The sequence below is a fragment of the Pseudomonas sp. 44 R 15 genome (assembly GCF_900004965.1).
Classification (GTDB): Bacteria; Pseudomonadota; Gammaproteobacteria; order Pseudomonadales; family Pseudomonadaceae; genus Aquipseudomonas; species Aquipseudomonas orientalis_A.
In genome coordinates this window covers 30,956-49,771 of sequence record NZ_CVTU01000048.1, presented here as the reverse complement: position 1 = coordinate 49,771, position 18,816 = coordinate 30,956, and the positions used below count along the sequence as shown (strand labels likewise).

General features: G+C 57.8%; 22 protein-coding genes. 7 read left to right on the top strand and 15 right to left on the bottom strand.

Annotated features, from left to right (window positions below; genetic code table 11):
- Positions 1-352: 352 nt before the first annotated feature.
- Both BFP93_RS05820 and BFP93_RS05815 read right to left on the bottom strand, forming a co-directional pair.
- Positions 353-1,231, bottom strand: coding sequence for a queuosine precursor transporter (locus BFP93_RS05820; protein WP_065892402.1), 879 nt, complete (start codon positions 1,229-1,231; stop codon positions 353-355).
- A complete protein-coding gene (locus tag BFP93_RS05815) occupies positions 1,218-1,820 on the bottom strand; it encodes a helix-turn-helix transcriptional regulator (RefSeq protein ID WP_065892401.1) in 603 nt (200 codons plus the stop codon). Before BFP93_RS05815 ends, BFP93_RS05820 begins: the two co-directional genes overlap by 14 nt.
- Before the next feature lie 214 nt (positions 1,821-2,034).
- Here BFP93_RS05815 and BFP93_RS05810 point away from each other — a divergent pair, with 214 nt between their 5' ends.
- On the top strand, positions 2,035-3,129 hold the full coding sequence (locus BFP93_RS05810; RefSeq protein ID WP_065892400.1) for a pyoverdine biosynthesis transaminase PtaA: 1,095 nt from the start codon (positions 2,035-2,037) through the stop codon (positions 3,127-3,129).
- A 119-nt stretch (positions 3,130-3,248) separates the two neighbouring features.
- Here the strand turns inward: BFP93_RS05810 and BFP93_RS05805 are convergent, their stop codons facing one another.
- The 7 genes from BFP93_RS05805 to BFP93_RS05775 form a co-directional block, all read right to left on the bottom strand.
- Positions 3,249-3,965, bottom strand: a complete 717-nt coding sequence (locus BFP93_RS05805) for a hypothetical protein (protein ID WP_065892399.1) — start codon at positions 3,963-3,965, stop codon at positions 3,249-3,251.
- Positions 3,966-4,081: 116 nt separating this feature from the next.
- Positions 4,082-5,095, bottom strand: a complete 1,014-nt coding sequence (locus BFP93_RS05800) for a sensor domain-containing diguanylate cyclase (RefSeq protein ID WP_065892398.1) — start codon at positions 5,093-5,095, stop codon at positions 4,082-4,084.
- 118 nt (positions 5,096-5,213) lie between these two features.
- On the bottom strand, positions 5,214-7,103 hold the full coding sequence (locus BFP93_RS05795) for an alkaline phosphatase D family protein (RefSeq protein WP_065892397.1): 1,890 nt from the start codon (positions 7,101-7,103) through the stop codon (positions 5,214-5,216).
- Positions 7,104-7,214: 111 nt separating this feature from the next.
- Positions 7,215-7,421, bottom strand: coding sequence for a hypothetical protein (locus tag BFP93_RS05790; protein ID WP_065892396.1), 207 nt, complete (start codon positions 7,419-7,421; stop codon positions 7,215-7,217).
- A 161-nt stretch (positions 7,422-7,582) separates the two neighbouring features.
- Positions 7,583-9,826 carry an ATP-binding protein gene (locus tag BFP93_RS05785; RefSeq protein WP_065892395.1) on the bottom strand — a complete coding sequence of 748 codons (2,244 nt, stop codon included), beginning with the start codon at positions 9,824-9,826 and terminating at the stop codon, positions 7,583-7,585.
- Positions 9,823-10,437: a biliverdin-producing heme oxygenase gene (locus BFP93_RS05780; protein ID WP_065892394.1), complete on the bottom strand. Its 615-nt coding sequence runs from the start codon at positions 10,435-10,437 to the stop codon at positions 9,823-9,825. The genes BFP93_RS05785 and BFP93_RS05780 overlap by 4 nt, the downstream gene beginning before the upstream one ends.
- Before the next feature lie 196 nt (positions 10,438-10,633).
- Positions 10,634-11,014: a response regulator gene (locus tag BFP93_RS05775; protein ID WP_065885090.1), complete on the bottom strand. Its 381-nt coding sequence runs from the start codon at positions 11,012-11,014 to the stop codon at positions 10,634-10,636.
- 174 nt (positions 11,015-11,188) lie between these two features.
- On the opposite strand from BFP93_RS05775, the gene BFP93_RS05770 reads away from it, so the two are divergent.
- Entirely contained in the window at positions 11,189-11,563 is a 375-nt protein-coding gene (locus tag BFP93_RS05770; RefSeq protein WP_065885091.1) for a c-type cytochrome, read from the top strand.
- Positions 11,564-11,589: 26 nt separating this feature from the next.
- On the opposite strand, the gene BFP93_RS05765 is transcribed toward BFP93_RS05770, so the two are convergent.
- The 3 genes from BFP93_RS05765 to BFP93_RS05755 all read right to left on the bottom strand — a co-directional run bounded on the left by BFP93_RS05765 (position 11,590) and on the right by BFP93_RS05755 (position 13,560).
- The gene (locus BFP93_RS05765; RefSeq protein ID WP_347400893.1) at positions 11,590-11,949 is read right to left on the bottom strand and encodes a hypothetical protein; all 360 of its coding nucleotides are present in this window, start codon (positions 11,947-11,949) and stop codon (positions 11,590-11,592) included.
- Positions 11,950-12,094: 145 nt separating this feature from the next.
- On the bottom strand, positions 12,095-12,382 hold the full coding sequence (locus BFP93_RS05760; protein ID WP_065885092.1) for a colicin E3-like toxin immunity protein: 288 nt from the start codon (positions 12,380-12,382) through the stop codon (positions 12,095-12,097).
- Between the two features lie 14 nt (positions 12,383-12,396).
- Entirely contained in the window at positions 12,397-13,560 is a 1,164-nt protein-coding gene (locus tag BFP93_RS05755; RefSeq protein ID WP_065892393.1) for an S-type pyocin domain-containing protein, read from the bottom strand.
- Between the two features lie 186 nt (positions 13,561-13,746).
- Here BFP93_RS05755 and BFP93_RS05750 point away from each other — a divergent pair, with 186 nt between their 5' ends.
- Both BFP93_RS05750 and BFP93_RS05745 read left to right on the top strand, forming a co-directional pair.
- Positions 13,747-14,217 (top strand): helix-turn-helix domain-containing protein, encoded by a 471-nt coding sequence (locus BFP93_RS05750; protein WP_065892392.1) that lies wholly within the window; start codon positions 13,747-13,749, stop codon positions 14,215-14,217.
- A complete protein-coding gene (locus BFP93_RS05745) occupies positions 14,214-14,789 on the top strand; it encodes a PIN domain-containing protein (protein WP_065892391.1) in 576 nt (191 codons plus the stop codon). Before BFP93_RS05750 ends, BFP93_RS05745 begins: the two co-directional genes overlap by 4 nt.
- Positions 14,790-14,913: 124 nt before the next feature.
- Here BFP93_RS05745 and BFP93_RS05740 read toward each other — a convergent pair whose 3' ends face one another.
- Positions 14,914-15,285, bottom strand: a complete 372-nt coding sequence (locus BFP93_RS05740; RefSeq protein ID WP_065892390.1) for a PH domain-containing protein — start codon at positions 15,283-15,285, stop codon at positions 14,914-14,916.
- Positions 15,286-15,410: 125 nt separating this feature from the next.
- Here BFP93_RS05740 and BFP93_RS05735 point away from each other — a divergent pair, with 125 nt between their 5' ends.
- The gene (locus BFP93_RS05735; protein WP_065892389.1) at positions 15,411-16,046 is read left to right on the top strand and encodes a LysE family translocator; all 636 of its coding nucleotides are present in this window, start codon (positions 15,411-15,413) and stop codon (positions 16,044-16,046) included.
- A 1-nt stretch (position 16,047) separates the two neighbouring features.
- On the opposite strand, the gene BFP93_RS05730 is transcribed toward BFP93_RS05735, so the two are convergent.
- The gene (locus tag BFP93_RS05730; RefSeq protein ID WP_065892388.1) at positions 16,048-16,740 is read right to left on the bottom strand and encodes an NBR1-Ig-like domain-containing protein; all 693 of its coding nucleotides are present in this window, start codon (positions 16,738-16,740) and stop codon (positions 16,048-16,050) included.
- 230 nt (positions 16,741-16,970) lie between these two features.
- Here BFP93_RS05730 and BFP93_RS05725 point away from each other — a divergent pair, with 230 nt between their 5' ends.
- Both BFP93_RS05725 and BFP93_RS05720 read left to right on the top strand, forming a co-directional pair.
- Positions 16,971-17,777, top strand: coding sequence for a 2OG-Fe(II) oxygenase family protein (locus tag BFP93_RS05725; RefSeq protein WP_065892387.1), 807 nt, complete (start codon positions 16,971-16,973; stop codon positions 17,775-17,777).
- 25 nt (positions 17,778-17,802) lie between these two features.
- Positions 17,803-18,444, top strand: coding sequence for a LysE/ArgO family amino acid transporter (locus BFP93_RS05720; RefSeq protein WP_065892386.1), 642 nt, complete (start codon positions 17,803-17,805; stop codon positions 18,442-18,444).
- On the opposite strand, the gene BFP93_RS05715 is transcribed toward BFP93_RS05720, so the two are convergent.
- Positions 18,412-18,741, bottom strand: coding sequence for a hypothetical protein (locus BFP93_RS05715; RefSeq protein WP_065892385.1), 330 nt, complete (start codon positions 18,739-18,741; stop codon positions 18,412-18,414). The two genes, BFP93_RS05720 and BFP93_RS05715, sit on opposite strands and share 33 nt — an antisense overlap.
- Positions 18,742-18,816 lie beyond the last annotated feature (75 nt).

Below are 18,816 nucleotides of genomic sequence, written 5' to 3'. Positions count from 1 at the left end.
TTGATCCTAGGCGCCCCGTTAAACCACGCTGGCCGAACGCAGGCTTGAATCCGTGGGCAACCCGGCAGGACGCCGGGTTAGCCGCACTGGGCCACGGATGGCCCATTGCGGCGGCCCACGGATTCAAGCCTTCGTTCGGGCACACCGAGCATTAGCGAGGTGCCGAGTGGTGGGGCAAGAGCGTTTTGCTTACTTTTGCGCTTTTCAAAAGTGAGCCGCCGTCAGGGCGGAACCCTAAGCAGCCGTTACCGCAGAAACGGATATGTACTCGATCTGATCCAACATCCTGGTCGGCCCAGAGGCCGCCATCGGGGGCAAGCCCCCTCCCACAAAGTTATCCATCAGCCAATGGTCAGGCGTTGGCACTGGTCAGATAGCGCTTGAACAACGACCGCGCCCCATACGCCGGCAGGATATTGAAGAACGCAAAGCCGACTTTGATCGCGATCTGCACATAGATCATGCTCAGGATGTCACCGGTCTGCATCACGCCATAGAAGGCGATAAAGCAGAACAGGAAGCTGTCGATAATGACCGCAAAGAACGTACTGAGGAAAATCCGCAGGTACAGGTACCTGGAGTTGGTCAGTTCCTTGATTTTGCACAGCAGATAAGAGTTGATGTTCTCCGACACCAGGAAGGACACCGACGAGGCGATCAGCACCGACGAGACTTGCAGGATCACGTCGGTGTACGGTCCATCCAGTTTCCAGCCCGGCAGCCCCGGCAGGAAGGTCGAGCCGTAGAGCAGGATGATGATCATCGCGTTACTGGCAAACGCAAACAGGATCGCTCGGCGTGCCAGGCGCAGCCCGAAGTTTTCGTTCAGCAGGTCCACGATCAGAAAGGTCAGGGGATACAGGAACGTGCCCGGCGTCACGATGATGCCCATCGACTCCAGGTAGATCGGTTTGGTCGCGGCGATACTGGTAAAGATATAAAACGTGAACAGCAGCAGATTCAGGATGATGTAGATCATCCATGAGTTTTCATTGCGGTCGTTCATGTCGTAGGCCGTGAGCGCACCGCCTTGTGAATAGAACTTCTTGTAGAGGTTCTTGATTTCCATCCTGTTGAAGTTGTCCATCATTTCGCTGTTGAGCACTTCACTGAGCTTGATCCTGATGACCTTGCCCGTGTCGATCACCATGATCACCGCCAGGCGCTTGTCATTTTCAAACCCCAGCAGCTTGTATTTGCTGTTTTCAACCGGTGCCTCAAGCCTGTTCATTGAAGCGCTCCTCGAAGATATCGCCGATGACACACAGGCGATCCGAGTTCGCACAGGGTTCAAGGGTAATGAAGAGCTTTTGGGTGGCGCGGTCGTACACCAGCTTTTCCTTGTCGTCGCTGCACGCGCCTTTTTGAACGATCAGCAGGTCCCCTGGCTCATTGAGACCGGTAATGGCGTGCTCCAGCAGTACGCCGATCAAGTTGCAGGACAGGCCGAAGTAGTAAGTCAGCGGGAACAGCGTGGACAGCTCACCGATGCGCTTGCCCAGGTGCTGCATGACCTGGCTTTCCTTGAGCACAGGCACCGCCGCCGGGTTCATGTTGCCCAGGGGTGAAGCATGGCTCTCGATGATTTCCTTGGCTTCAAAATTGATGGTTTCGATTTCTTCGTAGGAGACGCCGAAGAAGTCGGAGATTTTGCGCAGGGTCGACTGTTGTACGTTGGCGACCTTGCCTTCGAGGATGTTGTAGATGGTGGTCCTGGTCAGGCCGGCGGCGCTGCTTAACGAAAGCTGGGTTTCGCCGCGACTTTTGATCAAGTACCTGATGTTGCTCTTCAGGTGCTCGGTTTTTTCCCGTCTGTGCATCACGTGCTCACCAGTTCCCTTTAGTCATGATCGTCCATTTTTTCTTCGCGAAACCGTGGATCTAGAGCCTGCCACGGGGCTTTTCAACGTCGCGATCGCGAGTGTTACATGTGTGTTGCTCAACAATAAAGCGCTAAATCAGGCTGCGTTTTCCTCGTCATACTTCTCTGTACGACCCGTAGGAATCATCGTTCGTCTACAAGGAGTAGTTGCCATGGTCAGCGTCAGCCGTCGATCTCTTCTCGCCCTGGGCGCGGCCTTGCCGGTGCTGGGGCGCCTGGATTGGGCTGTCGCCAACCCCACGCCGGTGACCTCTGACACCGTATTGCTCAACTACAACGAAAGCCCCTACGGGCCGTCAACGGCGGCGCTTGAGGCGATGGGGCGGGGCAGTGCGGCAGCAGGACGTTATCCTTACCCGCACATGTACGCGTTGGCTGCGCTGTTCGCCCGGCAGCAAGGTATTACCGAAGAGCGCGTGGCCGTGTTTACCGGCTCCATGGCCGCCCTGCGCTATGCCGTGTTGGCGTTCACCCGTCCAACCCGTGGCCTGGTGATGGCCACGCCGTCCTACGAAGTGCCGCGCCAGGCGGCCGCGTCGAACCAGGCACCGGTGCGCGAAGTGAACCTCGATGCCGCGCATGCCCATGATGTACTGGCCATGCTCGCGGCTGATCCCCAGGCCGGCATGCTGTACCTGTGTAACCCCAACAACCCGACCGGTACCTTGACGCCAACCGAGGCCATCCGTCAGGCGCTGGCCAACAAACCCAAAGGCAGCGTGCTGGTGGTGGACGAAGCCTATATCGATTTCTGCGATGCCCCCAGTTGCGTGAGCTGGACCAGCGACCACGACGACCTGCTGGTACTGCGCACGTTCTCGAAAATCTACGGCATGGCCGGTGCGCGCCTGGGCCTGGCAATCGGCCACCCGGCATTGCTGGAGCAACTGGCGGTGTTCGGCGGTGACAATGTGCCGGCGGGTGCCAGTCTGCTGGGTGCCCATGCCAGCCTGGAGGACGTCAAGCTGCTGGGCCAGCGCAAGGCGCTCAATGCCACCGTGCGTGATGAGACTATCGCGTGGCTCAAGGACCGAGGGTTCAGGTGCACGGCCTCGCAGAGCAACTGCTTCATGATCGACGTCAAGCAACCCGCAGAGCAGGTAATCGAGCGGCTGGCTGCACAGAACGTGCTGGTGGGGCGGGTATGGAGCAACTGGCCGCAGTGGGTGCGGGTGACAGTGGGTAACCGGCAGGAGATGGAGCGGTTTCGTCAGGTGTTCGCCACGCAGATCGTGGGTGTCGGCTGAACCGCAGACAAAAGGTGGGAACGGAGCACCGCCCCTCCCACAGGGGATCTGCGCTAACTGACCTGCATCAGGACTTGCCCCGTCCCCAACTTCAGTCCTGCTGTGTGACCGGCAATGGATTACTGCTGGACGATGCTGTAGCCATCAAAGGCTGTCTGCTGTTGCAGGGCCGCAATCACGTTCTTGCGGCTCAGCGGCTGTTCAGTGCCGGCGTTATCGACAAAGCTTTCCACTTCCGGCTCGGCTTCATCGCCCTCACCGACAAAGTTGAACCCCAGGAATTCGAATGCTTCACGGTCGACGTTGAGTTTGGAGCGCGGCGTGCGCAGTGGCAGGGTGACACTGGTACCCTCCTTGCTGATCACAAACACCTCGGCTTCTTTCTTGGCACGCGCGGCCTTGCCCTTGCCGGCGCTCGGGTTGCTGATGGCCTGGTGCGACTGGTTCAGCACCTTGAGGGCCAGGCCATAGACCAGTTCCTGGAACTCGGGGTCGTCCTTGAAGCTGGACAGGATGCGGCTGATCGAGAACTTGCTGCTCAAGTCTTCCAGGGCGGCGTTATCGGCCGCTTCGGCGTCCTTCAATTGCTTGAGCCGGCCCATCAGCTCGTACGCCTTGTCATCGTCAAAGGCGTCATGGGCCTGACGGATGGCCAGGCGCAATTCGCGGATCTGGTCGCTTTCCTTGGAGGTATGAAACGCGTCCAGCACCATTTCGCTGATGATCTTGGCCGCTGGCACATGCTGTGAAAGATTGATGGCGTTCTCGTACTCGGCTTTGGCGTGCAAGGCGGTTACGGAGGCTTCGGCGGATTCAGCGGTGTACGAATCGGACATTGAAATTTCACTACTTCAGTAAACGGGGAGAGACAAAAAAGCGTCGCGCATTTTCAGGGGGCAGGGGAGTCAGGTCAAGGCAACTCATCGAAGGTGAGCCCGCTCAGGTCGCTGGTTTATTCCGACACACCATTCTTCCCCGCCGCCTTGGACCGATACAGCGCCTGATCGGCGCGGGTCATCAGGGCTGCCGGTGACTCACCGAGCTGACGCTCCACCACGCCCAGGCTCAGGGTTATCCTGGCGCCACCCACGGCGGGCATTTCCTGGATTTTATGACGCACCCGTTCGGCCAGTTCCCTGGCCGTCTCCAGGGTACTGTTGGGCAAGACCAGCATGAATTCATCACCGCCCCAGCGCGCCAGCACGTCATCCGCACGCACGCACGCTTCCAGGCCTTCAACCACCCGTATCAGCGTCTGATCGCCTACGGCATGGCCATGTCGGTCATTGATCGGCTTGAAGTCATCGATATCCATGGCCACCAGCGCCAGTGGCAGGCGAAAGCGTTCGGCGCGGCTGCACTGTTCGAGCAATACCTTTTCCAGGCGATAACGGTTGGCGATGCGGGTCAAGGCGTCCCGTTCGGCCAGGGAGCGGTTTTCGTCCAATTGCAGTTGCAGCTGCTGATTGACGCGCGACAATTCAAGGGTGCGCTCCACCACCAGTGCTTCAAGAGACTCGTTACGCTGTTGAAGGCGCTCCATGGAGCATTTGCGCGTATGAATATCGCGGTGCGCACCCACCATGCGCGCGACCGAGTTATCGGGATTACGCGCGATGACGTAGCCCCGGTCTTCGATCCAGAGGTAGCTGCCGTCGCGCTTGCGGCAGCGGTATTCGGCCCGGTATTGGGGCGCGCGTTGGCAGATATAGTCATCAAATCCGCTCATCACCCGGGGGTAATCCTCAGGATGGATCAGGTTCTCCCAGGTGAATACGCTGTTTTCCAGGGAGTGGCGCGAGTAACCCAGCATTTCGTACCAACCGGGATTGCGGTAGACGAAGCCGGTATTGGCATTCCAGTCCCAGATACCGTCGCTGACCAATTCCATGATGGCATGCAACAGGTCGGCGCTGAGGTCGGAAAAGTCATTGCGCGGTATTTCACTGCCGGTTGTATCGTCCATTTACGCGCTTCCTGCGTGAACTGGCTCCCGAGGCCAGCTGTGGTTGACGCCGATACTCCGTGGCTGGCGCTACTGTACAACGCGGCCGGTGTGCTTTGAATAGGGCAGATGTATTGTTTCAGGGGCGTGGCGCGGTCATTTTCGTACGCGGCTTGCCATTCGCGTTGTGCTGAAAAATCGCTTCAGGTTGGCCCTTTTCGTTGAAAAACACCTGACCGATTCCCGCGCAATTCCATAAGCGCTCGCCCGCCTCGGCATGTTCCGGGATATGCGGCACCACCTGCATGGTACGGCGCCGGGTAAACCAGTTGAGCGGTGAGCGCGGGGAGTAGAGCCAGCGGTTGAGACGGTCGAACCATTCCAGCAGACGCGGCGGGAACTCGTTCTTGATGCCGCTGCTGGTGATCTGCCAGATCCTGGGACCCGCATTGCGGTGGCGAATCAGCACTTCGTAGACAAACGAATAATGCACGTCCCCCGACAGAATCACGTAATTACCGGGTGTGCGGGAGTGGCGGAAGATATTGAGAATCACCTGGGCGCTGCCGCGATGGGCCATCCAGTTTTCGGCGTCGACCAATAAGGGGTGGCCGCACCAACTGAAGATTTTCTGCACGGTCTCTATCAGCTTCACGCCAAAGATTGGCGCGGGCGAGACGATGATCGCCGAAGGGTGATCGAGCAGTTCCTGCTGCAGCTCGCTCAAGGCTTCCCAATCCAGCAGGCCGGAGGGTTGCTTGAGCGTGAACTCGCTGCGCCAGCGCCGGGTGCGGGTGTCGAGCACCACCAGCGCGGGGTTGGTGGGTAGTACGTAGTGCCAGTGCTGGAATTTGCGCAGCGCTTCGAGTAATTCGTCCTGCGCGGCTGCGTCCAGATGGTTGGCCCGGGTCTGACGGGTCAACGCTTGGGTTCGGCTCACCAGTTCGCCAAATGCATCGGGCTGATTGCCCCAGCCCTGGCATAGCAGGTAGGCCAGGAGGGCGTTTCCGATGATGCGTCTGGAGAAGGGGTGGCCGTAAGCGGTTTCCTCCCATTGGGCGCTGAGGTTCCAGTCGTCGGTGATGTCATGGTCGTCAAAGATCATCAAGGTCGACAGGTGGGCGAAGACTCGCGCGACCCCCGGCAGCCCATCGCGGAATCCCTCGACCCGGAGCTCTTCGCTGGCATAACGCTGCTGTCGTTCCAGGCTCAGGGGCGGGCTTTGAAGCGTGATCAGCGTCCAGGGCGTGGGTGACCACACCAGCAGGTACATCGCGATGACTTCGGCAAAGGTCACCAGATGATTATCGGCGGTGCTGCTGGTGAAAATCGGCTTTTTCACGCCACCAAAGAAGCGTTCGCGCAACGTCTCATTGCTGTCCAGTGCCGGCAGCAAGTCGGCACGGTGATAATAACTGGCGGGATGCCGGTAGAGGCTTGCGCTGTCATCGACCACGGCGCCTTCGAGGTATTCATCGACCAGGCCCAGCCGTGCAATCAGCCCATGAATCGCACGCAGCATCGGCCCGGCGACATCGTCGGCGTAAACCTGATCGCCGCTCATCATCAGCAAGGCCGGACGTTCGACCGGGGTTTGGGCGTCGGCCAGCAGACGGTCGACGCACAGCAAACCGTCATTGGCACTGTGATGGGGTTTGCGGCATGAGCCGTGCACCAACTGATGGATACGGCTATGCAGGACGAAACTGGGGTATTGGTGGTCGGCGTACAGGAGGTGCGGTGCCCACTCGGCGATGCCAGTATCGGCGAAAACCAGGTCGTAGCCGATCGCCACGTCCAGCGGCAGCGCTTCGTCCAGTGACACATCGATCAAGTGAATAAATGCGTGACGCCCGACGGGTACGACGTTGCAGTCAAGGATAATCTCCAGTGTCTGCTCGGGCAGATGCAGCTTCAGCGTCAGTTCCAGTGCTCGACTTCCTACCAGCCACAACACCAGGCGCCGAGCTTCGAGGCGTCGCAGCAGAGGGCCCGCCAGAACGGCGGGCAGTGTGTCGGAATGCGGCATGCAGGCAGTGGTCCGGGGCTGGATTGAACCGGTGAGTTTAAGCGAGTGAATGTCATGGTTTTGTTATCGGGGGGTACGAAGGGCCGTACACGGCCCCTCGTACGCGCCCGGTTAGAGAACGTTGCCTCGACCCAGGCTGTCCAGCCCACCGCCCTTGGTTTTGCGTCGGTCATTGGCCGCCATGCCTTCAGGCTCGAAGGCATTTTGTTGCGTGGCGGTGGAGTCGATGCTGCGCTTCGTGCGTTGGGGCCCTGCATCATCCTGCTGCAGAGGTGGGTATTGAAAGCTGCTCAGTGAATGATTGATTCCGCTGACCATGGATGTTTCCTTCTATGAGTAGAGGATGACTTCGCCTATCGGAGCGAAGCAAGGCCTACCTTAATAGCGGCCCGCAAGGGCCGCTATAAACGCGTTGCTGCAAGATATGACTGCAACTGACGAGCGTTTTTTAGAAAGGGTCCCGCCCATGCTCTACCGCATCAGGTGTACGAATCTTCAATCATCTTGGGTACCGTAAACCGGAACTCACTCCCTCGGCCCACCTCACTTTCGGCAACGATCTTGCCGCCATGGGCCTGGACGATGCCCTGGGTGATGTACAGTCCCAGGCCGCTGCCGGTGGGGTTGTTTTCGGTCTGCGTCCAGTAGCGGTCAAACACATGGGGCAATTGTTCCGGCGCTATGCCTTCGCCCGAGTCACGCACCGAGAACACGATTTCTTCGCCATTGCTCATGGCACTGATGCCGATATTGCCCTGGCGTGGGGTGAACTTGATGGCATTGCCGATCAGGTTCGACAGGACTTGGAACAGGCGCTCCGGGTCGGCGTTGATCAGCAGGCCGGGCTCGGCGTTGAACGACAGGTCAATGCCTTTCTCCGACGCCAGCGGTGCGAGCAAGGAGTAAGCCTCTTCGAACATCTGGCTGACATCCAGCGCCACCGGCTTGACCACATACCGCCCCGCATCGATTTTCGACGTGTCGAGCAAGTCTTCCAATAGCACATTCATGCGCCCGGCCGCCTGCTGCATGGTATCGATGGCCGAGGAAATCCGCCGTGACGTATGAGGGCCGTCGGAGCTGAAAGCCTTTTGCAGCATGCCGCAGAGCATGGAAATCACGGTCATGGGGTTGCGCAGGTCATGGGACACCACCGCCACCAGCTCTTCACGCGCCCGCACGGCTTGTTGTTCACGCAGCACCTGGCGGGCCAGGTCGTTTTCCAGGGCCGAGCGGCGCAGGTCATTGGCGGCGAACAGGTCGCCATGGCTCCACTTGGTGGAGATGCCGGCCATTTCGACCTTCCAGATTTCAAATGACGTGCGGGGACGAAGGCGCAGGCCGGCGTCGGAGTTTTCCAGGTCCAGCGGCTTTTGCGGATCGCCGCTCCAGTTGATGTTCTCTTTGACTTCCGGGCGGAACCACAGCACACCGTTGTCCACAGGCTTGGGCAGTTGCATGGCCAGGACGCCGCTGGCCAGTGCCTGGAACTCGGCGGCCGGTGGGTATGACGAAACCAGATTGTGGCTGGCGAACACCGGTTCGTCGCGTTCCTGCAGCCATTTGTGCAGCGCACGGATCTGCGCCGGTTCCGGGCAGTTACCGTAGCGGTGCAATTGTTTGTTATCAATGATCGCCACGCCGCCTGCCCGCGTCAGGTCCATCAGCAACTGGCCCTGTTGGGCCAGGCCATCGAACACGTTGTCCTCCGAGGCCTTCATCGCTTGATCAAGCAGCGCCAGCGCCTGAAGTTTTTCCTCGCGCTGACGGCTCAGTTCCAAGGCTTCCATGGCGCTGATCTGCAACGACAGCACCTGGCCGATGGTCTGGCAGGCGGTGCGCAACTCGTTCGGCACCAGCAGGGGCTCCCGATTGCCGCAGCTGATCAGGCCCCAGAGCTTGTCGCCGTCCATCAGCGAGATGCTCATGGATGACAGCACGCCCATGTTCTGCATGTACTGGCAGTGGATCGGCGACACACTGCGCAGGGTGGCAAAGCTCAAATCCAGCGGTTCGCCGGTATCTGGCCGCAGCCTGGGCACCAACGGGACTGGCTCGTAGGCCGCATTGGGAATAATCCGTAGCCAGTTGGTGCGATACAGCTCGCGAGCCTGCTCCGGGATGTCGGACGCAGGGAAGAACAGCCCGTTGAAAAGCTCCATGGACGGCGCCGACGCTTCGGCGATCACCTGGCCATGGCCTTCGTCTTCGAAACGGTAGATCAGCACACGGTCGTAACCGGTCATGGCCTGGATTTCATTTACGCTGATTTCGTACAGCGCCTGCAGGGTTTTCGCCGCCTGCAAACGTTGCAGCATCTTGCCCAGGTTACTGGTGCGGCCGTTTAACGCGCGCGGGCGAAAGTCCTTGAGCCGCGGCTCGAACTCCAGCACCAGCACGTCCTGGTGGCGGTGCAGCAAGCCTTCGAAATCCGCACCGTTGAGGGTGACGTGCAACGGTGGCATGTCGAAGAAGGTATTGGTCCGGGCCATGACCTGCACGGCCTGGGCGTGTTCGGTGCCGATCACGCTGTGCAGCGGCTGACCGAGCAGCGTTTCGGGCGCATGGCCGAACAAGGTGCCGACGTTGGCGCTGACCTGGATGATATTCAGGCCGGGCTCCGACAGGGTCAGCAGCGCACCGTGGGGCTGGATCGCCCCGGGAAAGCGGATGGGCTCGTTGGCACAGTTGGCAAGCAGCTCTTCAAAATCTTCGGTTTTCATAGCAGTACCTCCTGGCTGTCGAGCCATTGCTCAAAGCAGCTGAATGTCGAGCGGGCGGCGTTCACGGCGCATTGTTTTGCGGGCGCGTCCAGCGGCTGGTCGCCCAGATAAACAAGAAAGTCTTTCCAGCGCCGTCCGGTCTCTACCCCGTAGATGTCGAGAAAGGCGCCGCCGTTGTCGGCATTGACGCCCAGGCGCTGCGCCATTTCACGACGAAGCACCTGGCCACCCAGCGTCGCACCCTCCAGTACATACAGAGCACCGAGGCAGGCGGCGGGGGTGTCGAGCGTTGGCAGTTGCGTGCAATGGGGCAGGGTGTCGATGGCCTGATCATCCAGGCCCAGCGCGTGGAGGTCACTGACCAGTATCGGTGTTTTCACACGCATTGCCGTATCAAACCCGTCGGGAATCAAGCCACTGTCGTACAGTGCAGTTTCCATAGGCTGATAAAAACCGAAGTACGCCTGGAGCAGGCGCCGATACCACTGCGCATCGAGGCGCTCGGAGAAAAATGGCAGGCGTTTTTCCAGCGCGGTATGCAGCAAGGCCGTGCCTGTGCGCAACGCTTCCAACAGTGGGGGCGCATCGACGTCATGGGCCTGAGAATGCATTCAGTAAGCTCGAACTGTGGGCCTCTCGGCCATGAGTGACGCGCGGGAAAGGGCGACGATTCTACACAACTCGTAGTCAGTAACTAAACGCGCAAGGCGAAAAGGCTGACTAACGGATCAGAAATGTCGCTCCTTGCGTCATTAATGGACCGATGGTTTCACCGGGAAGTTCGCTCAAGGTGATATCGCGACGCTATCAATGCATAGCCAAACCCTGCTGATTCAGCGCTGTTTGCACGCAGTCAATCAGATGCTGGGTGCTCCAGGGCTTGGGCAGGAATCGCACCGAGCCGCCCAATTGTGCCGCCAGATGGGCGTTGCCTGACGTCAGCACCACCTGCACCGTCGGCCAGCGGTGCGCCACCACCTTGCTCAGGTCAAAGCCATTGAGCAAACCCGGCATTTGAATATCGCTGACAATCAGGTCCACGGGGTCATCGCCCCGTTCCAGATAAATCATCCCGTCGTCCGCCGAAGGGAACGACGTCACCGACGCGCCGAAGTCCTCCAGCACATCCACCATTAACGCCCGAATGATTTCGTCGTCTTCCAATACTAAAATCGATGGCCGAGCCATGATCCTTACTCCACCATCAGGGTTCAGTAGGGTTGAGTGGGGGCTGCAGGCATAGGTTCGATTGGATGTTTTTTAAACGATGGGTGGTCGTTTGGCGGTGTGCAGGAATGTGGCTGAGGGCGTTGCTGTGTAAACAGGCATAATTGGCATCAACACTCGACGCGGAGCTGTCCGATGAAGTATGCCTTGTTGACCCTCGCCCTCATGCTGACCACCGGCCAGGCTGCCGCCGCCGGCGATGCGGAAGCGGGCGGCAAGCTCTTCGCCAAGACCTGCGGCGGTTGCCACAGCATTGGCGAAGGCGCCCGTGGCGGTTTTGGGCCGCAACTGAACGGCATCATTGATCGACCTGCCGGTACCACGGCGGACTATCAGTATTCGGAGGCGATGAAGACCTCGGGAGTGGTCTGGACCCGGGACAAACTGGCGGCCTACATTGAAGATCCGAAATCGGTTGTGAAAGGGACGCGGATGATTTTCTGGGGCATCAGTGATCCGGAGAAGATTGAAAATATATTGGCGTATCTTGAGACGTTTCAGCACGAGTGATGGCGTAGAGGGTTGTCGGCGTATGTCTAGCCTTCAGGCGTTAAGTTCTCAACCCTGTGTAAAGCCTGTGCGAATACCACACCATTGAAGGTATGGGTGCAGCAGTCGTAAAAGGGGTCCATAAGCTCGGGCGTCAGTTGCGGGTTGACCTTCTGTAACAGGCCGGCCTCGTCTACCCACAAGCCGCTGTAATAGCTGTTCTCATCCGTTCTCACATACTCCTGCTTGTCGCTTTCATGCAGCGCAACCATCCAGAACACCGGCTCCGGACGATCCAGGCGGGCGTTGGCTTCGCTGAAAACCTTGCTCCATGGGTGGCCGACTTTGGACAGGAGAAACCGAAATAGCGGTGTGTAATCAAAGCCGTGTCGTAGGTGACTGTGCATGGAACCTCGATTTGCCAAGGTGTTTCTTTCACTTTTTGTGTTCCGTTCATACCGATAAGCGCGACAGCTGCCGTGACGCACACCGTGGGTTCTAGAGTTGAAGGAGCGGTAGAGGAGAGGCTTTTGCAGGGTAGGTCTCATTGCATCACGATTCCTTGTTCGACTGCTTCGGGGGCGGTGGCCAGGCGCCTTGATAGTGAAAAGAAATCTGGAAGTCGAAAATATCTGGCTCTATCACCCGCCGGAAATGTGGCTGAAGAATCGCTATCCAGCTTGGGAGAACATCAAACCCTCCAGAATAAATTTGCGGTTCCTCGTGTAAATCGAGTTTGTTAAGAATGCTGTCGTCTTCCTCAAAGTCTGCTGAGTATTCAGCTGCCTCCAAATTTTCTGTTTGTTTGTTGAACCATTGCAGCCGTAGTTTCATTGCCATAGAGAACGCTCCACTTACTTTTCTATACGTCTTTCATCTTTCGCCGGCCCCCGCCGCTCGCCGGTATAGGGATCAAATGACCCTAGATGTTTCACATCACTGTATCGGTAGACTTCCAGCTCACCTTGTTCTGAGTCCCACTCAAAAAGTCTTTTTCCTTTCGCATCCTTCCAGCGCTCCCGAAGCCCGCCACCGTTGCGTTTTCGCGTCTTTCTCTTCTGTTCTATCAAACCAGGGAAGCCAGTAATGTCCTCGGTCTTGGGGGCCGGGAAGTAACCATAATCTGGATTTTTCGAGCCCTTGCGAGTCTCATTTACCACCAGATACAGCGGCTGAACGCCCGACCCCACCGGGAACACCAGAATAAAATCCCGGTACTCCGGCGGATAAACCGGATTCACCAGAATCTGCGCGGCCTTCTCCGTCGGCGGGTAAATCCAGATCACCGGCGCTTGCGGCGCAGCCTCCAAGGCTGGAATTCCCAGCGTGTCACTGGGATCAACCGCAGGCGTCCAGATCAACTCGACTCCCTCACCCAAATCCGCCACAAACTGCTGGCCGCGGGTTTGGAACTGCACCACATCGATCGTCTGCCAGCTCGGATGGTTGCCGGTGTAAAAGCCATACCCCTTGAGCGTACCGTCCTCGCGTTGTTCGACATGCAAACGCATCTGCGACCGCGCCCGCGCCATCGAGCGCAACTGCTCCTCACTGTAGAGCGCGCTATCACCCATCTCAGACGGCCAGGCCAGCGCCACCAAACCGGCCAACAGGCCACCGGCGACAGACCCGACGGCAGTCGTCGCCGATTCCCACACTGCAGAGCGCAACGCCAACTGCCCCAAGCCGGCGGGCAACGCGCTGCCGCCGATCCTGCGCAAGGCCACCGCGCCTCGGCCGTCCAGTTCGCGCCCACCCAGCAGGCTGAAATGGGCGTACTCCTTGACCAACTCCAGCGGGACATAACCGGTGGGCTCTGCGTAGCGGGTGAAGCCGTCCGGCAATTGGCAGGGCTTGATAAAGACGCAGCCGACAGGTTTTGCCGGCGTGGGGGCTGGGGCAGGGGAGGGTTCGTATAGATCAATCGCCGGCGAATAGGGGGCCCGCGACGGTTGCGGTGTCAGGATTCGCTGTCTGCGTAGCGCTTCTTCAGTCGGTGGATAAGAACGTTCTGACATGACCGGCTCACTTCCTTGTGCGAGGGAGTGAGCCTACGGGGGGATATCACGGGGCTGGAATTGGCAGTGTTCGATGGGGAGTGTGGGAAAAGTAGACAGTAACTTCAGCGGGTTTCGAATATTGCGATTTTCGTTTGTTTCGTTTAGCTTGAGCTCAATTGAACTATGTGACGACGGAGCAGCATCATGATCACCCCGCACCTCCCTAAAACAATTCCTCCGCTGGAAAAGGAAGTCGAAGCCGCCGTTCAGGGCCAGCGCGAATTGGCCTCATTGCTGTCGACCAAATTCGACACTCAACGCATCGATATCTTCGACAAAGAAGACAAACCCCACTCCCTTGTCCTCCCCACATCCGCGCTACGTCTGCTGGTTGATATTTTGGGTGAGCTGGCGCTGGGCAATGCCGTCAAGGTTGTACCCGTCCATGCTGAGTTGACCTCCCAGGAGGCTGCCGACCTGCTTAACGTTTCACGCCCGCACCTGGTGAAGATGCTGGAAGAAGGCGCCATTCCTTTTACGAAGACGGGTCGCCATCGGCGTATCCGGTTTTCAGATTTGATGGCGTTTAAACAGCAGCGCGATGCAGAAAGCCAAGAGGCGATGGAGGCGTTGGTACGGCAGGCTCAGGAGTTAGGCATGGGGTATGACCTATGAGGTGTTCGCCGTTCACTGCGGTATACGATGCTTGTGTTCTTTACCCGGCAGCACTCCGGGATCTGTTGATGTGGCTGGGATTGTCTGGTCTGTATCGAGCGCGATGGACCAGCCAGATCCATGAAGAGTGGAAGCGCAATGTGCTAAAAAATCGCCCCGACCTTACTTCGGAGCAAGTGGATAACACTTCAACGATGATGGACAAGGCTATACCCGACGGGCTGGTGACAGGGTATGAGGAGTTATGTTCGAGCCTGGATTTGCCCGATCCTGATGATCGTCACGTACTGGCGGCGGCGATTCGTAGTAAGGCGGAGGTCATCGTTACGTTCAACTTGAAAGACTTCCCATCGCATATCTTGGCTGCTTATGACATTGAGCCAATGCACCCGGATGACTTTATCTCGGATCTTTGGGACTTGGATCAGGCAGCTGTACTGGCCGCGGCACAGAAGCAGAGGCGAGCGTTGAAGCGGCCGCTAATGGATACGCAGAGTTATCTGGAGATGTTGATGCGCCAAGGGCTGGTGCAGACAAGTAAGGTGCTTGGGCCTTATGAGGTGATGCTGTAGTTTTAGACTTCATGGGGCGCCGTTCACGAGCAAACCCCCCATTTTTTTGATCGGGATGCAGTAGCCGAACCGTGTTGGTAGTAAAAAAGACCTTGGCACACCGAGGTCTCTTTTTGTCCGCTGATCAAGTCAGCAGATGCTTTGAAATCAACCGTGAAATCTCGACAATCGAAGTCTTCCCGGTAAATTCAAACTTCACCTTGCCCAACGACGAAAAGTAAATCTCCAGCTCCGAATCCAGATCAAACGTACCCGACGTCTCCACCGAATACGCCACGATGTTTTTGTACGGCAGCGACGTAAAATCCTTCTTGCTGCCGGTAATTCCCTGCACATTCACCGCGATGATGCGCTGGGTGGTGAACACCACGCCGTCGCGCATGGCCTTGTACGCATCCACCACTTCCTCGCCATCGAGCAGCAATGCCGCCACGCGTTCGGCGTATTCGTTGTTCTGTTTGAGCTTGAAGAAGCCTTTGTTGTTGAAATCAATCATGTGCCTGCCCTCGGGTGAATGGTGCGCTCGGTGTATGACGTTTTGCGCGCGGATCTGTATCTGACGCGCGCGGTTTGAACGCCCTACCATGGCGTCCAACCCTACAGCGTTGCAGGAGCCAAATCATGCCCGAACTGTCCAGCTGGCTTGCCTATGCGCTGATATCTCTGAGCATGGTGCTGACGCCCGGCCCGAACATGATTTACCTCATCTCACGGTCGATCTGCCAGGGGCGCGTCGCCGGGTTTATTTCCCTGGGCGGCGTGGCGTTGGGGTTTCTGGTTTACATGCTGTGCGCGGCCTTGGGGATTACCGCGTTGGTGATGGCGGTGCCCTTTGCCTACGATGCGCTGCGGTTTGGCGGGGCGCTGTACCTGGCCTATCTGGCCTGGCAGGCGCTCAAGCCGGGTGGCCGTTCGCCGTTCCAGGTGCACAGCCTGCCCCAGGACAGCCCGCGCAAACTGTTCACCATGGGCCTGGTGACCAACCTGCTGAACCCCAAGGTTGCGGTGATGTATCTATCGCTGTTGCCCCAGTTCATCGACCCGAACGGCCATGGCAGTGTGCTGATGCAATCTCTGGTGCTGGGCTTCACGCAGATTCTTATCAGCGTGAGCGTGAATGCGGTGATAGCCACCCTGGCGGGCTCCATCGCCGTATTTTTCGTCACCCGGCCGGGCTGGCAGGTGGTACAGCGTTGGCTGATGGGGTCGGTGTTGACGGGGTTGGCGGTGCGGATGGTGGTGGAAGGGCGCAAGTAGCTCAGCGCGTCATCACGTTTACGATCACATGCAAAATGAACTCAGGGCCGTAGCACGGTTGCCCATGTTCATCCTCGATCCGCCAGATGGAAGTGACTGCGCAGGTTTCCTTGGGCGCGGCGAATTCCATCGTGATATGCACGGGTTGGCCAGGCAGTGTTTCTGCGATGAGGATTTCGTTGTTAAGGCTGCGCAGATGCGTGTCCATGACGACTTCCAATGGCGCGCCCATGGCGGTGCGCCGTGCGATGACGTACTCACCGTCAACGCGCACCAATCTTCGTCCACGCCATGGACGTGTGCCGAGGTTCTGGATTTCCCAGGTCTTATGAAAAGTCTCACTGGGCATTACCACGGTTTGATCGGGGGTGGTGACGTCTGCATTGAATACGGCGATGTCACTGGGGTCGCGTAGGCCGATGGCGCGGTTCGTGGCTGCAGTTGAATAAGCATCGACGGGTGCGCCAGTCAGGTCGGCAAAATAGCGAAACAGTAGCAGCGGTGAAACCTGAAGCGCCTTGGCGAGTTTGATCAGGGTGCGAACCGAGGGATCTTGAGATACGCCGCTGGCCAAGCCGTACAGATAGGTTCTGGAAATTGCGGCTTCCCTGGCCAGGGTGGTCATGGATTTACCCAACTCTCGACTGCGTCGTACAACGAGGGAGCGGAGGGTGTCGCGAGTTCGTATGCTCATATTCGATTGCTATCCCTAGTGCTTGGAAAGGCCCACACGTTGTTCGCCAAAAAAGACAACCTGACCACCGTTGCGGGTAATACGCAATGCACACTTGCGACCTGCTGGTGATGTTGTGAAGGACATGGATTGGTCGCTTTCTGGTTGGCTATATCCAGTGTCGTAGTTTCTCGCATGCTTGCGAACCTAGTGTTTGTTGTATTCCTTTACGTCTACCTTTGGATATAGCGATGACTCAATTAAAGACGTGCTGCGCTTCCATTGCTCGATCAGGTTTCGGCACTTTGCAATTACCGGAAGCCATGCTGCAGGACTACAAACAAATTGTTGATGGATACTCAGCAATATCCCATGCCACCAAAGCGTCATTTTCTTTCAGCCAGGACACTGACGGTTTTTTCCCTTTCGGTGCCGAATACTCAAGTGTTGAGGAACATCCTGACCTCTGTGAGCGATTCTGTTATTGGCAGGCGCATGCGTCGAAAAGAAATGGTTTTGAATTTACTCGGAGCGATTTTTTTGCGGCTGTAGAAATTTTTGAGCGCCAGGTCAGCGAGTTGGCTCAAGAGTTGATGGACGGTATATGCAGCGAGTTTGGAGTATCTCCACTTGCCCCTTTTCGCTCGGCGTCCTACGTGCAGTTGTGTGTTTATCGTGCTCAGGCTGCAAGCATTGAGCGGCGGTTCGTCCAGGACCCCCATGAAGATGGCCACATGCTGTCGCTTATCAAGCCTAGCCGCGAAGGGCTGGTGTTGGTGAAGGGGCTCTCGCTTGAGCCGGTGCGTCTTTTGGAGAATGAGATTGCGGTGCTGGCAGGGTCTTTACTCACTGAGCTGTCCGATCACGCAATTCCTGCGGCTTATCACGCGGTCCTCGCACCTCAGAAGCCGGTGGACAGAAGCTCGTTGATTTATTTTGTTAACCCGAATCCTGAGCAAGTGCTGACCAGCTTTTTCCGCAGGCAGAGAATCGATTTGAGTCGTTCCGTAAACGCCCGTCACATCGGCTTCGGTAATCAACCTATTCAACTCCTGTAACTATCTCCTCGGGCACGGACACTCCATGGCTCCCTACTTCAGTGCGCTCTACCTCGAAGGCTTGCTTTTAGGTATGGGTTTGTTCGCCGCCCCCGGCCCCAAAGACACCTTGGTAATCCGCCAAGGTGTCAGCCGTGGTCCCGTCTGGGGCGTGGTCGCAATTTGCATAGTGGCCGACGTCCTGCTGATCGCTCTCGGCATCACTGGGTTAGGTTCGATTTTAGAGCGTCGTCCAACATTGGTAGCGCTGTTGCTACTCTCCGGCGCGGCGTACTTGCTCTGGTTCGGTGCTCAGCGCCTATTGGCTTGCCTGCGTGATCAATCGATGCCGGACACCCACGGCGGGAACTCGCAACGGGGGTTGTTGCGCACGGCGGTAGTGCTGGGGTTCGCCAACCCCTACGCATGGCTTGATACGGTGGTGCTGATCGGTTCCATTGGTGCTGCGAAACCGGCAAGCCAGCAAGCACTGTTTGCCGCGGGCGCCATGACGGCATCGCTTATATGGTTCGTGGTGCTGGCGCTGGGCTGTCAGCGGTTGACGGGGTTGTTTCGAACGCCGGCAGTCTGGCGTTGGTTGGACGCGGGTGTTGCGATCTTGATGGTGTATTTGGCCAGTATGCTGATCGCCGATTCACTGGATGTCTTTGAGGTAGTCCTTAAGTAGGCTGAGTGGCAAGGACAGTTCATCAAGGTGAGAGACGCCTTGAACATCAGCGGATAGTTTTTGCAGTTCTCGCCCCAGTACCGTGTCGGTACCGCCTAAGGCAATCAATGCTTGTGCAATGCACTCATCAAGCTTCACCTGAATCCCCGCCAAATCCCCCTGGCGCACCAACAACCCAAACACCTCCCGGTCGTACGCTTCCATCACCGGATCATCGCGCAAAACCGGGCTGCCGCCGTCCGTCTCGTGCACCAGCTTCAGTGCATAAAGCGCAACCGCTTCCAGCGTCAATTCCATGGTTTTGGTTCCTGCGGTTTTTTGGGGGGGCGATGATCACTGTTCTGCGCGGGAAAAAAAAGACCCTGATGTTTT

Excerpts from the sequence above, each read along its gene's own strand:
- BFP93_RS05795 (WP_065892397.1), bottom strand. The coding sequence starts at position 7,103 with ATGCCGCATTCCGACACACTGCCCGCCGTTCTGGCGGGCCCTCTGCTG.
- BFP93_RS05740 (WP_065892390.1), bottom strand. The coding sequence starts at position 15,285 with ATGATTGATTTCAACAACAAAGGCTTCTTCAAGCTCAAACAGAACAAC.
- BFP93_RS05810 (WP_065892400.1), top strand. The coding sequence starts at position 2,035 with ATGGTCAGCGTCAGCCGTCGATCTCTTCTCGCCCTGGGCGCGGCCTTG.
- BFP93_RS05715 (WP_065892385.1), bottom strand. The coding sequence starts at position 18,741 with ATGGAATTGACGCTGGAAGCGGTTGCGCTTTATGCACTGAAGCTGGTG.
- BFP93_RS05745 (WP_065892391.1), top strand. The coding sequence starts at position 14,214 with ATGAGGTGTTCGCCGTTCACTGCGGTATACGATGCTTGTGTTCTTTAC.
- BFP93_RS05765 (WP_347400893.1), bottom strand. The coding sequence starts at position 11,949 with ATGCACAGTCACCTACGACACGGCTTTGATTACACACCGCTATTTCGG.
- BFP93_RS05780 (WP_065892394.1), bottom strand. The coding sequence starts at position 10,437 with ATGCATTCTCAGGCCCATGACGTCGATGCGCCCCCACTGTTGGAAGCG.
- BFP93_RS05815 (WP_065892401.1), bottom strand. The coding sequence starts at position 1,820 with ATGCACAGACGGGAAAAAACCGAGCACCTGAAGAGCAACATCAGGTAC.
- BFP93_RS05735 (WP_065892389.1), top strand. The coding sequence starts at position 15,411 with ATGCCCGAACTGTCCAGCTGGCTTGCCTATGCGCTGATATCTCTGAGC.
- BFP93_RS05820 (WP_065892402.1), bottom strand. The coding sequence starts at position 1,231 with ATGAACAGGCTTGAGGCACCGGTTGAAAACAGCAAATACAAGCTGCTG.
- BFP93_RS05790 (WP_065892396.1), bottom strand. The coding sequence starts at position 7,421 with ATGGTCAGCGGAATCAATCATTCACTGAGCAGCTTTCAATACCCACCT.
- BFP93_RS05725 (WP_065892387.1), top strand. The coding sequence starts at position 16,971 with ATGACTCAATTAAAGACGTGCTGCGCTTCCATTGCTCGATCAGGTTTC.
- BFP93_RS05720 (WP_065892386.1), top strand. The coding sequence starts at position 17,803 with ATGGCTCCCTACTTCAGTGCGCTCTACCTCGAAGGCTTGCTTTTAGGT.
- BFP93_RS05750 (WP_065892392.1), top strand. The coding sequence starts at position 13,747 with ATGATCACCCCGCACCTCCCTAAAACAATTCCTCCGCTGGAAAAGGAA.
- BFP93_RS05800 (WP_065892398.1), bottom strand. The coding sequence starts at position 5,095 with ATGGACGATACAACCGGCAGTGAAATACCGCGCAATGACTTTTCCGAC.
- BFP93_RS05785 (WP_065892395.1), bottom strand. The coding sequence starts at position 9,826 with ATGAAAACCGAAGATTTTGAAGAGCTGCTTGCCAACTGTGCCAACGAG.
- BFP93_RS05755 (WP_065892393.1), bottom strand. The coding sequence starts at position 13,560 with ATGTCAGAACGTTCTTATCCACCGACTGAAGAAGCGCTACGCAGACAG.
- BFP93_RS05805 (WP_065892399.1), bottom strand. The coding sequence starts at position 3,965 with ATGTCCGATTCGTACACCGCTGAATCCGCCGAAGCCTCCGTAACCGCC.
- BFP93_RS05770 (WP_065885091.1), top strand. The coding sequence starts at position 11,189 with ATGAAGTATGCCTTGTTGACCCTCGCCCTCATGCTGACCACCGGCCAG.
- BFP93_RS05730 (WP_065892388.1), bottom strand. The coding sequence starts at position 16,740 with ATGAGCATACGAACTCGCGACACCCTCCGCTCCCTCGTTGTACGACGC.
- BFP93_RS05760 (WP_065885092.1), bottom strand. The coding sequence starts at position 12,382 with ATGGCAATGAAACTACGGCTGCAATGGTTCAACAAACAAACAGAAAAT.
- BFP93_RS05775 (WP_065885090.1), bottom strand. The coding sequence starts at position 11,014 with ATGGCTCGGCCATCGATTTTAGTATTGGAAGACGACGAAATCATTCGG.